Origin of the sequence: Jiella avicenniae (genome assembly GCF_021390325.1) — a bacterium.
Taxonomy (GTDB): domain Bacteria; phylum Pseudomonadota; class Alphaproteobacteria; order Rhizobiales; family Rhizobiaceae; genus Jiella; species Jiella avicenniae.
Map to the genome: position 1 here is coordinate 1 of NZ_JAJUWU010000016.1, position 11,734 is coordinate 11,734.

9 protein-coding genes are annotated in these 11,734 nt (G+C 67.0%); 4 read left to right on the top strand and 5 right to left on the bottom strand.

Annotated elements, in window-relative coordinates:
• Nucleotides 1-321: 321 nt before the first annotated feature.
• Nucleotides 322-1,170, top strand: coding sequence for a transporter substrate-binding domain-containing protein (locus LZD57_RS15375; protein ID WP_233720366.1), 849 nt, complete (start codon nucleotides 322-324; stop codon nucleotides 1,168-1,170).
• A gap of 70 nt (nucleotides 1,171-1,240) precedes the next feature.
• Here LZD57_RS15375 and LZD57_RS15380 read toward each other — a convergent pair whose 3' ends face one another.
• Nucleotides 1,241-1,651 (bottom strand): tellurite resistance TerB family protein, encoded by a 411-nt coding sequence (locus tag LZD57_RS15380; RefSeq protein ID WP_233720367.1) that lies wholly within the window; start codon nucleotides 1,649-1,651, stop codon nucleotides 1,241-1,243.
• Between the two features lie 208 nt (nucleotides 1,652-1,859).
• Here LZD57_RS15380 and LZD57_RS15385 point away from each other — a divergent pair, with 208 nt between their 5' ends.
• A complete protein-coding gene (locus tag LZD57_RS15385) occupies nucleotides 1,860-3,515 on the top strand; it encodes a lysine--tRNA ligase (RefSeq protein ID WP_233720368.1) in 1,656 nt (551 codons plus the stop codon).
• 104 nt (nucleotides 3,516-3,619) lie between these two features.
• Here the strand turns inward: LZD57_RS15385 and LZD57_RS15390 are convergent, their stop codons facing one another.
• Both LZD57_RS15390 and LZD57_RS15395 read right to left on the bottom strand, forming a co-directional pair.
• The gene (locus tag LZD57_RS15390) at nucleotides 3,620-4,378 is read right to left on the bottom strand and encodes a thermonuclease family protein (RefSeq protein ID WP_233720369.1); all 759 of its coding nucleotides are present in this window, start codon (nucleotides 4,376-4,378) and stop codon (nucleotides 3,620-3,622) included.
• Entirely contained in the window at nucleotides 4,375-5,028 is a 654-nt protein-coding gene (locus tag LZD57_RS15395) for a S24 family peptidase (protein ID WP_233720370.1), read from the bottom strand. The genes LZD57_RS15390 and LZD57_RS15395 overlap by 4 nt, the downstream gene beginning before the upstream one ends.
• A gap of 260 nt (nucleotides 5,029-5,288) precedes the next feature.
• On the opposite strand from LZD57_RS15395, the gene LZD57_RS15400 reads away from it, so the two are divergent.
• Both LZD57_RS15400 and LZD57_RS15405 read left to right on the top strand, forming a co-directional pair.
• Complete coding sequence (locus tag LZD57_RS15400) at nucleotides 5,289-6,305, top strand: YihY/virulence factor BrkB family protein (RefSeq protein WP_338034708.1); 1,017 nt, start codon at nucleotides 5,289-5,291, stop codon at nucleotides 6,303-6,305.
• Nucleotides 6,306-6,383: 78 nt separating this feature from the next.
• Nucleotides 6,384-7,763 (top strand): L-serine ammonia-lyase, encoded by a 1,380-nt coding sequence (locus LZD57_RS15405; protein ID WP_233720371.1) that lies wholly within the window; start codon nucleotides 6,384-6,386, stop codon nucleotides 7,761-7,763.
• 28 nt (nucleotides 7,764-7,791) lie between these two features.
• Here the strand turns inward: LZD57_RS15405 and LZD57_RS15410 are convergent, their stop codons facing one another.
• On the bottom strand, nucleotides 7,792-9,069 hold the full coding sequence (locus LZD57_RS15410; protein WP_233720372.1) for an SH3 domain-containing protein: 1,278 nt from the start codon (nucleotides 9,067-9,069) through the stop codon (nucleotides 7,792-7,794).
• Nucleotides 9,070-9,389: 320 nt separating this feature from the next.
• Nucleotides 9,390-11,597: an FAD-dependent oxidoreductase gene (locus LZD57_RS15415; protein ID WP_233720373.1), complete on the bottom strand. Its 2,208-nt coding sequence runs from the start codon at nucleotides 11,595-11,597 to the stop codon at nucleotides 9,390-9,392.
• Between the last annotated feature and the right edge of the window lie 137 nt (nucleotides 11,598-11,734).

Genomic DNA, 11,734 nt, shown 5'->3' on the forward strand with positions numbered 1-11,734 from the left:
GCCTGGACTTTGGCAACGCTGGTTCGGCAATGGACAGGGACATGAGAGCGCTCCGCGAATCAAACCCCTTCATCGAATCAGATCAAAAGCAACCCGTCATCCGCTGTCATATGAATTCGGAGCCCTGCCTTCGCATGGAGCACGCTTGCCGGCGCCTCGCAGGGTCGGGTAAGGCTGCGCACCGAGGCCGTGAGCGAGATCCGGATTTCCCCACACGGGAGCGCTTTCCATCTTTAAAGATGCATTTTTTCGGGATGCAATTTCAAGGGGATCGTGTTGAAGTTTAACTATTTCGTAAACTAACCAATGGGCGAAAAATTCTTGCGCTGGTTGATTCTCGTCGTCGTTTGCCTGCTGGGCCCGGGTTCCTCGAGTTGGAGTGCCGAGGTCGGCGGCGAGAGCGTCGCAACTCCCAATTTCGTCGATCAGCATCAGCGGATCGCCAAGCCGGATCTTGCCGGCCGTCAGCGCATCCGCTTCCTGACGTCGACGGATTATCCCCCGTTCAACTTCCTCGATGGCGAGGGGCGGCTGACGGGCTTCAACGTCGATCTCGCCCGGGCGATCTGCGAGGAGCTGGACATCCTCGCCCGGTGTCAGATCGAGGCATTGCCGTTCGCCGACATCGTCCCGGCGCTGAAGAAAGGTGACGGCGAGGCGATCGTCGCGGGCCTTGCGATGAATCCGACGACGCGGGCGGAATTTGCCTTCAGCCAGCCCTATTTCCGCTATCCGGCCCGGTTCGTCGTGCGCAAGGACCGGCCGATCGAAAGCCCGATCGCCGATCGTCTGGCCGACAAGGTGGTGGGCGTGACGGTCGGCAGCGCCCATGCGGCGATGCTCGGCGCCTTCTTTCCGACGGCCAAGGTGCAGACCTATCCGGACCGGTTTCAGGCGCTGAACGCGATGCGGGACGGCAAGATCGACGCCTATTTCGGCGACGGCGTCAGCCTGTCCTTCTGGCTGGAAAGCGAGGCGGCCGGCGATTGCTGCGCCTTTGCCGGCGGGCCGTTCCTGTCCGACCGGTTTCTCGGCGAAGGGCTCTCGATCGCGGTCCGCCCAAACGATGCCGCTCTGGCCGACGCGGTCGATTACGCCATCGCCCAGCTGGTCGCGAAGGGGCGGATGACCGAGCTGATGCTGCGCTACTTCCCGATCAGCGCCTTTTGACGCACCGCTCGGCTGCCGGTGGTCATGCCGGTCGAGGCGAGCGGAGGCAGCGCGGGCCGGCGCCGGGCGCTCAGAGCTTGCGGTAGCGGACCCGTGCGGAATGCTCGATCGCGCCAGCCGTCAGCCGGTCGAGTTCGAAGGCGTCGCGGAGCATTTCGAGCAGCCTCAGTTCCGGCTGGGAGGCCGATACGTCGGCCGATACGACCTCGACGGCGAGGGCATAGGCGGTCTCGTAAAGCGTTTGCGGAACGGCAGCGCGGACATTCGCGATGATCCGGTCGAGGCCGTCGTCTTCGTCGAGCAGCGCCCCGCAATCCTGGGCAATGTCCATCAGGCGGCTTTCGTCGAAGCCTTCGAAGACCGGGAGGGTGCCCAGCAGCACGGTGAATTCCCGCCGCTCGATGCCGCTGATCTGCCCGTCCGCCGCCGCGACGGCAATCATCAGATGGACGAGCGCGTCCTGCGGGTTCATTGCGGCCATGCTTCCTGCTCCTCAAAGGTCGAGTGCGGCAAACCTAGGAGGCGCGACGTCCTGCCACAAGGGCGATGGCCCGGCGGGGGCGGCTTTGCGGGCGCGCGGGCTTTGTTGACGCCGGACCGGCTTCTTTCTAGACCACTCGCCTGATCGCTCGCAGCCGCCTTCTTGCGGCGGCGCGCTCGTTTCCTTCTCGATCTTTCTGGAATTTCGAATGCCGACGCCCGCCGACCATGCCGAACCGATGCGCGAAGAGGCGCTTGCCTCGAATGCCTGGCCGTTCGAGGAGGCGCGCAAACTCCTGAAGCGGTTCGAGGCGCCCGGCATGCCGGCGGAGGTGCTGTTCGAGACCGGCTACGGTCCGTCCGGCCTGCCGCATATCGGCACCTTCGGCGAGGTCGCCCGAACCTCGATGGTGCGCCACGCCTTCCGCGTTCTCACCGACGACCAGGTGCCGACGCGGCTTCTCTGTTTTTCCGACGACATGGACGGGCTGCGCAAGGTGCCGGACAACGTGCCGAACCGCGAGATGATGCTCACCCATCTCGGCAAGCCGCTGTCGCGCATTCCCGATCCGTTCTCGAACGAATATCCTTCCTTCGCGGCGGCCAACAACGCCAAGCTCCGCCGCTTCCTCGACGGCTTCCGTTTCGACTACGAATTCGCCTCGGCGACGGACTATTACACCGCCGGCCGTTTCGACGAGACGCTGCTCAAGATGCTCGCCGCCTATGACGAGGTGATGGAGATCATCCTGCCGACGCTGGGGCCGGACCGGCGCGCAACCTATTCGCCCTTCCTGCCGGTCCACCCGAAGACCGGCATCGTGCTGCAGGTGCCGATGGTCGAGCGGGACGTCGCCGCGGGCACGATCGCGTATCTCGACCCGGATACCGGCGAGCGGATCGAGACCTCCGTCACCGGCGGCAGGGTGAAGTGCCAGTGGAAGGCCGACTGGGCGATGCGCTGGGCGGCGCTCGGCGTCGACTACGAGATGGCCGGCAAGGACCTGATCGACAGCGTCACCCTGTCCTCGAAGATATGCCGCGCCCTCGGAGCGAAGCCGCCGGAAGGCTTCAACTACGAACTCTTCCTCGACGACGCCGGCCAGAAGATATCCAAGTCGAAGGGCAACGGCCTGACGATCGACGACTGGCTGGCCTATGCCTCGCCGGAGAGCCTGTCGCTCTACATGTTCCAGAAGCCGAAGACGGCGAAGAAGCTGTATTTCGACGTCATCCCCAAGGCGGTCGACGACTATTACGCCTTTCTCTCCGCCTATCAGCGCCAGGATCAGAAGCAGCGGCTGCAGAATCCCGTCTGGCACATCCACGACGGCGTGCCGCCGGCGCAGGGAATCGCCGTACCCTTCGCCATGCTGCTCAATCTGGTCTCGGCCTCGAACGCCTCCAATACCGAGACGCTCTGGGGCTTCATCAGCCGCTATGCGCCGGGCACGACGGCAACGACCGATCCCGAACTCGACCGGCTGGTCGGCTATGCGCTTCGCTACTACGACGACTTCGTCAAGCCGGCGAAGCGCTTCCGGGCGCCCGACGAGGTCGAGCGCGGGGCGCTGGAGGCCCTCGACGCCAAGCTCGCCGCTCTGCCCGAGGACGCCGACGGCGAGGCGATCCAGAATGCCATGCTCGACGTCGCCCGGCCGATCGAACGGTATCAGGATCTGAAGAAGAAGGGCCCCGAGGGTGGGCCCGGCGTCTCGGTCGAGTGGTTCCAGGCGCTCTACCAGATCCTGCTCGGCCAGGAGAAGGGTCCGCGTTTCGGCTCCTTCGTCGCGCTCTACGGCATCGGCGAGACCCGGTCGCTCATCCGCCAGGCGCTGGACGGGACACTCGCCGGCGCGAACTAGAGCTTGATCCCGAAAAGTGGGAACCGGTTTTCGGGAAAGATCATGCTTCAACAGAAAGATAGAGCGGAGGGCTGAGCGAAGCTCATCTCATCCCGCTCTAACGTCTACTGGGCGGCAGGCGGAACGGCATCGTACTGCCAGACGCCGCGCCGGGCCTTCTTCGCCGCGGCCTGCGCCTCTGCATAGGGCCCACCGGCGGTCGCCTTGCCCCAGCCGTTCTCGACCACCCACCGGCCGATGTCGTCGCCCGCGACGGTGCAGGCGCTGGTCGCCTCGCCGCGCCTGACGCCGAATTCCGGCGGCACGTCGCATTCGATCGACCGGCCGCGCAGGAAGCGGCGCAGCTCCGTGCGCGCCATGACGCCGCAGGGAAAGGCCTCGGCGCCCGTGCCGCAGCGCTGGTCGAGAGGCAGCGCCTCGACGCCGGGCAGATTGATGGTCCCTTGGCGATAGGCGATGCGCGCGCCGTCGAGGGCCACGGGGCGGGGGAGAAGCTGCGGCTTGGGGGTATCGGCCCTGAGCGTTTCGTCGGACAGGGGCGGGCGCGGCGGAAGCCGCTCCAGCGCGCCGTCGTCTGCCGTGCCGCTGGCCTCGGAGGGAGCGGCATCCGGCGACGGCGCGCCGGCACGCGAGGGATCGTCGGCCGTCGTCTCCCCGCTCTCCGGATGCTCCGCGATGCGGGTGGCGGTTTCCTGCCGCCGGGATTCGGCCGCGGCCAGCCGGCTCGATCGGACGGCATCGAAGACCGTGCGAAAATCGCCTTTTTCCGGCGCGAGCCACAGGAGAAGTAGCGTGACGAGAACGAGGCTCACCGCAACGACGATGACGCGCCGGACGTCTTCCAGGTCGAGCCGCGATCTCACTGGCTCGCCCAGAGGATGCGCGCCATCCAGTCGATCTCCTCGAGGCGGAAATGCCGGTCGGGATAGTCCGGATTGACCGAGGCGAGTTCGATCGTCCGCGCCGTCTGGCGCTGCAGGATCTTCGCCATCACCTCGCCGTCGCGGGTGCGCACCACCACCCGGTCGCCGCGGCGCACCGAGGCGCCGGGCGCGACGATGATGACGTCGCCGTCGCGGTAGAGCGGCAGCATGGAATTACCGGCGACTTCGAGCGCGTAGGTGGTCTCGTCGGAACGCGCCGGAAGGCGGATCTCGTCCCAGCCCTGACCGACCGGATAGCCGGCATCGTCGAAGAAGCCGCCGCCGCCGGCCTGGGCGAAGCCGAGCAGCGGCACCGAGACGGCGGCGCGGCGCGCCTGGACGCCGGCGTCGACCGCGCCTTTGCCGGCCATCAGCGTGGTGAATTCCTCGATCGTCGAGCCGGTCGCCTCGATCACCTTGGCGATCGATTCGGTCGAGGGCCAGCGCGGCCTTCCGTCGCCGGCGCTGCGCTTGGAGCGGTTGAACGTCGTCGGATCGAGGCCGGCCCGCCGCGCCAGACCGGAGGCCGAGAGGTTGTTGCGCGCGGCGAGCGCGTCGATCGCGGCCCAGATGCGGTCATGCGAGAACATGGCGGAAGATCCGTCGTCAGGCGCTGAGGAAAATATCCCTCGACGCTTCATAAAAGCGCGTCGTGTCGTTGTCCATAGGAAATGACGGACCGTCAGGGGACGCTCGCAGGTCGGTCGAGACGGCGGGAACGAAGAGCGCCGTACGGCATTTGGCGAGCGTGGGCCACCGCTGGCGAGGATATGCTAGTCCTGGTCGGACGATGGTTCGCCGGGGGCGGCCCGAGTCGCCATGAAGGCGGTTCCAGTGGAGTCGAGACGAGGTGAGTGAGACGCGGTTCGCCGCCCAGACGAGCGAGGAGATGCGCCATCGGGCGAGCGAGCCGGGCCGCGGCCGAGACGCCGACTATCCGACCAGAATCCCATGGAAGGGCTGGAAGGACATCGCGGCTCGGCTCTACGTCTCGTTCTTCGAAGACCGGGTCATGCTGATCGCCGCCGGCGCGACCTTCTACCTTCTGCTCGCTTTGTTTCCCGCCTTCGCGGTCTTCGTCTCCTTCTACGGCTTCGTCAGCGATCCGACGACGATCAGCGACCACATCGCCTTCATCGGCCGATTCCTGCCGCAGGCCGGAACCGATCTCCTCGAAGCGCAGCTCACCAATCTCACCGAGCAGAATTCGACCTCGCTTTCCTTCGGTTTCATTTCCGGCCTCGTCTTCGCGATGTGGAGCGCCAACAACGGCATCAAGACGCTGTTCGAGGCGATGAACGTCGCCTATGGCGAGAGCGAGAAGCGCAGCTTCGTCCGCCTCAATCTCGTCGCCCTCGGCTTCACCCTCGGGGCGATCTTCATCGGCATCGTCCTGATCGCGGTCGTCGGCGTGGTGCCCGCTTTGATGGCGATCTTCGGCCTGAGGACGCTTTCCGAAGCGGTCATCGCCGCGGCTCGCTGGCCGGTGGCCTTCCTGCTCATCGTCGCCTCGATCGCGATCATCTACCGCTACGGGCCGAGCCGCAGGCGCGCGCGGTGGCGGTGGGTGACCCTCGGTGCGGTCCTGACGGCGAGCGTCTGGCTCGTCGCGTCGATCGGCTTTTCCTGGTATCTGCAGAACTTCGCCAATTACGGCGCCATCTACGGCTCGCTCGGCGCCGTGGTCGGCTTCATGATGTGGGTGTGGATCTCCTCGCTGATCTTCATCGTGGGGGCGGAGATCAATGCCGAGATGGAGCACCAGACGGCGGTCGACACCACCGACCCGCCGCCCAAGCCCATCGGCCGGCGCGGCGCCCGCGTCGCCGATACGGTCGGCCGGCGCATCGGCCGATCAAAGGCTTGACGCGGCAGCACTCTTCAGGCTCCCATTCGTCCGGGCGTCGCCGATTTTGGCGGCGCCGTGGCCAGATCGGAGTGCCGCATGTCGGTCAGCCTGTTCGACCTCTTCAAGATCGGCATCGGTCCGTCCTCCTCGCACACGGTCGGGCCGATGTGGGCGGCACGGCGGTTCCTCGACCGGCTCGAGCAGAAGGGCCGGAAGGGCGAGGTCGCCGGCGTCAGGGCGGAACTCTACGGCTCCCTGGCGCTGACCGGCATCGGTCATGGCACCGACAAGGCGGTGATGCTGGGACTTCAGGGGATGCGTCCCGACCAGGTCGACCCCGACGCCGCCGAGGCCGCCTATGCCGCGATCCGCGAAACGGGCGAGCTTTCGTTCGACGCCGGCCGGAAGATGCCGTTCCGAGCGGGCGAGGAACTCACCTTTCACAAGCGCGAGCGTCTGCCGCATCATCCGAACGGCCTGCGCTTCGTCGCCCTCGACGAGACCGGGGGGGAGATCGACCGGGCCGATTATTATTCGGTGGGCGGCGGCTTCGTTCTTTCGGCGGAGGAGGCGAGCAATGAGACTCCGGTCCTAAGGAATGCCGTCGCCCCCTACGAGTTCGCCGATGCGGCCGAAATTCTCGTCCATTGCGACGCGGAGAATTTCGCGATCGCCGACCTCGTCCTCGCCAATGAGGAAACCTGGCGCAGCCGTGCCGAGGTGCGGGCCGGCATCCTGTCGATCCGTGACGCGATGATTTCCTCCATCGAGCGCGGCTGCCGCATGGAGGGGCTGCTTCCCGGCGGGCTGAAGGTGAAGCGGCGGGCGAAGCTTCTTTACGAGGGGCTCCTGCACCGGCCGGAGCGGGCGCTGCGCGACCCGCTGACGACCCTCGACTGGGTCAATCTCTATGCGCTCGCCGTGAACGAGGAAAACGCCGCCGGCGGGCGCGTCGTCACCGCGCCGACCAACGGCGCGGCCGGGGTCATCCCGGCGGTGCTCGCCTATTACGAGCGGTTCATTCCCGGCGCCGACGACGACGGCGCCATCCGCTTTCTGGCGACGACCGCGGCGATCGGCGCGCTCTACAAGCAGAACGCCTCGATCTCGGCGGCCGAGATGGGCTGCCAGGGGGAAGTGGGCGTCGCCTGTTCGATGGCCGCGGCGGGGCTCGCCGCCGTCCTCGGCGGCACGCCGCGACAGGTCGAGAACGCGGCCGAGATCGCCATGGAACACAATCTCGGCCTCACCTGCGATCCCATCGGCGGGCTCGTCCAGATCCCCTGCATCGAGCGCAACACGATGGGCGCGGTGAAGGCGATCAACGCGGCGCGCCTGGCGCTGAAGGGCGACGGTACGCATTTCGTCTCGCTCGATCAGGTGATCGAGACGATGCGCCAGACCGGCGAGGACATGAGCGAGAAATACAAGGAGACGGCCCTCGGCGGTCTCGCCGCCAACGTCACCCTGTGTTGAGACGATAAGCCGGTCCGCCGGCTCGTCGTCAGCCCAGCGTGCCGCGCGCGATGAACTTTTCGTAGACGTAGCCCTTCGCGCCGCTCGAGGTCTCGACCTCGCACCATCCCTTGCAGGAGACGACCTTGACGGCCTCGTCCTTCGACAGGACGGCGACGATCTTGCCGTCGTTCGTCGGCTCGGCGCGCAGGTTGACCGAGGCGGTGGCGCGACCGTCGGCGGTCGATACCGGCGCCTCGGCGGTCGCTGGATCTTCGTCCGCTGCGTCGGCCGTCTTCGCGTCCTCGACGACACCGGTCGGCGCGACCGGTTCCGGGCCGTCGTCTTGCGAGGAGGCGATCAGGATCGAGGGTGAGACGGCGATGAAGCCCTTGGCCGGCCCGGCGGTTTCCATGCCGGGCACAGTCGCGGCCTCTTGCGGGGATCCGGCCGGCGCCGCGGCGGGAGAGATGCTGCCGGTCGTCGCCGGATCGAGGGTCGTCGGCACCGCCGTTTCCGTACCCGACGGCTCCACCGGCAGGCGCAGGGCGAGAGCCGCAGCGACGGGATCGATGCCGGGCCGTTCCGCGGGGTTTGCCGATGCGTCGGTTTCGGTCTGACGGTCGGGCAGGGCCGGCGCGACCTCGCGAAGCGAGGCGGTTTCGAAAAGAGCGGGATCGTCCCCCGGCAAGGCGCGGGTTCCGCCAGGCGCCACGGTTGAAGCAGTGGTCCTTTCCGCGGTGTCGGGGCGGTCGGAGGGCTCGGCGGACGCCGCGGTTTCCTCGCTTTCGAGCGTCTCGAACACCGATCCGTCGGGCGCCGGGGGCGCGATGGGAGCGCGGACCTCGGCCGTCGCCGTCGGCTCCATGTCGGATTGCGGGCTGGACGAGGCGCTCATCGACGGCGGCGACTGCTCGCCCTCTACGGTGCCGGCGGAATGGGTGCGAGCCGGCGAGGCCGGCAGCGGCATCTCGCCCGGCAGCGGCGCGTAGGAGGACAGGGCCAGCGGCACGAGTATGACCGCGGACAGCGAAGCCGCCGCGACGAAGGCGCCGATCGGCCGGTTCCGCAACGCTTCGGCGCCGCGAGAAACCGCCTTCGCCGGCGCGAGCGCTCGCCGCGACCAGGACACGGAAGACCCGCCGGCGCGCATCTTCTGGCGAAAGCGATGGGCCAGCTTGCGCCCGGCCTCCGCCTCGTCGAACGCCCTGCGGCGATCGATCAGCCGACCTCGGATGGCCTCTTCGCTGGGGCGTCCGCCTGTCTGCCGGTATCCGTCTTCGTCGACGCCGTCAGCGTCGCGGGACAGCCGATCCCCCGTTTCCATCGATCCCCGTCTCCATGCCCGTGCTCGCCGGCGTCGCCTTCAGGCGCCTCGCCGGAGATCGCGACCTTCTCCGCACGCGCGGGACGGATCCGATCGGATCTCGCCCTGCACGGTCGATTTCGGCGCATGCCGGCTGGCCCGTCCCCACGCACTCACCCGGCCTGCGCCGCAAAGTCCGCATCGCATCCCTTCGTTCGATTGGAACCCGTAAACATGGCGAACGTCTGACGCCATCCCATTTTGAAACAAGAACGGCATGGGCGGGACTGGATTGCCTGCGAGCGCTTCGCCGGCGCGGCGGCGCTCGCAGGTTGCGCCCCTTACGCCGCCCTGGCGGAGGCCCCTTGCGGATCGAACCTTTGGTAGAAGGTTTCGCCCTTCTCGGCCATCTCGCGCAGCAGCGGGGTCGGCTCGAAGCGCTCGCCGAACCTTGCCTCGAGCTTTTCGCACAGCGCGACGAAGGCCTTGGCGCCCATGCCGTCGATGTAGCTGATCGTCCCGCCGGTATAGGGCGCGAAGCCGAAGCCGAAGATCGAGCCGATGTCGGCTTCGCGCGGGTCGGTGACGACGCCTTCCTCCATGGTGCGGGCGGCCTCCAGCGCCATCGTTACGAGGAAGCGCTGCTTCAGCTCCGTGAAGTCGATCGTCTCCGGGGCCTTCTGGGCAAACATCTCCTTCAGCCCGGGCCACAGTTTCTTCTTGGCGGGCTTTTCGGGATAGTCGTAGAAGCCCTTGCCGGCCTTGCGGCCGAGCCGCCCGTTCGACACCATGGTCTCGATCAGCTGGAAATGGCGCGGATCGACGGCATCCTCGCCCATGTCGCGCATCGTCGCCTTCATGATCTTCTGCGACAGGTCGACCGCCGTCTCGTCGTTGAGGGCGAGCGGCCCGACCGGCATGCCGGCGAACTTCGCGGCATTCTCGATCATTGCCGGCGGCACGCCCTCGACCAGCATGTCGTAGGCCTCGTTCATGTAGCGAAGGACGCAGCGGTTGGCGAAGAAGCCGCGCGAATCGTTGACGACGATCGGCGTCTTTTTGATCGCCCGGACGAAATCGAGGGCGATGGCGAGCGCCTCGTCCCCGGTCTTCTCGCCGAGGATCACCTCGGTGAGCTGCATCCGGTCGACCGGCGAGAAGAAGTGGATGCCGATGAAGCGCTGCGGATCCTCGAAGGTCTCGGCGAGGCTGGTGATCGGGATGGTCGAGGTGTTGGAGGCGTAGATCGCGTCCTTGGCGAGTACCCCGGCGACCTTCTTCGTCACCTCGGCCTTGACGTCGCGGTCCTCGAACACCGCCTCGACGACGAGGCCGGCATCGGCGAGCTGGCCGTAGTCGGTCGTCGCGGTGATGCGCGAGACGAGGGCCTTGGCGTCGGCCTCGGCCATCCTGCCCTTCGACACGGCCGCTTCGACGAGCTTTTGCGAATGCGCCTTGCCCTTGTCGGCGGCCGCCTGCTGCTGGTCGATCAGCACCACCTCGAGCCCGCCCTTGGCCGCGACATAGGCGATGCCGGCGCCCATGAAGCCGGCGCCGACGACGCCGATCTTCTTCAGTTCGCTGGGCGGGACGTCCTTCGGCCGCCGGGCGCCCTTGGCGAGCGCCTGTGACGAGACGAACAGCGAGCGGATCATCATCCGCGCCTCGGTGGTGCGCAGCACCTCCGTAAAGTAGCGCTGCTCGACCTTCAGGCCCAAATCCATCGGCAGCAGAAGGCCCTCGTAGACGCATTTCACGATCGCCTTGGCGGAGGGATAGTTGTCGCTGGTCTCCTTGCGATAGAGCGAGGCGACGGCCGGCCAGACCTTGGCGCCCGCCGGCGAATAGACCGGTCCCGAAGGCAGCTTGAAGCGCTCCTCGTCCCAGGGCTTCACCGGCGAGACGCCCTTCTTCAGCATCGCCTTGGCGGCCGAGACGAGTTCGCCGTCCTCCACCACGGCATCGATCAGCCCCATCTTCAGGGCGTCTTCCGCCGAAAGGGTCGAGCCCTTCATCAGCATCTGCAGCGCGCCCTGGGTCTCCATCATCCGGGGGACGCGCTGGGTGCCGCCGGCGCCGGGCAGGATGCCGACCTTGACTTCCGGAAGGCCCATATTGGCCGAACGGGCGGCGACGCGGCCGTGGCTCGCCAGCGCCAGTTCGAAGCCGCCACCCATGCAGGTGCCGTTGATCGCCGCGACGAAGGGCTTGCCGCAGGTCTCCAGCTTGCGCCAGATCCACGACATGCGCCCGGCCCGCTCGAACAGGGTGGCGATCGCGGCATCCTGGTTCCGGCCTGCCTCGGCGTAAAACGCCTCGAACATCGCGCTGACCGATTTGAGGTCGGCGCCGCCGGTGAAGGAGCCCTTCTTGCCCGAGGTGATCACCGCGCCCTTGATCGCGTCGTCGGCGACGATCTGGTCGATGATCGCGTCGATCTCGCCCGTCGCCTCGTCGGTGAAGACGTTCATCGAGCGTCCCGGCATGTCCCAGGTGACGAGGGCGATGCCCTCGGCGTCGGTCTCGACGGTGAAGTTCTGATAGCTCATGTCTGGCTCCATCCCGATCGGCCGAAGTGTGTCCGGCTATTGATTTCGTTTGACTTTGAATGCCCTAGAGAGCGCGAGACGGGTGCCGTTGAGACGGTCTCAACCTTTGCAGCCTATCGTTTGCCTCAAGAACGAAT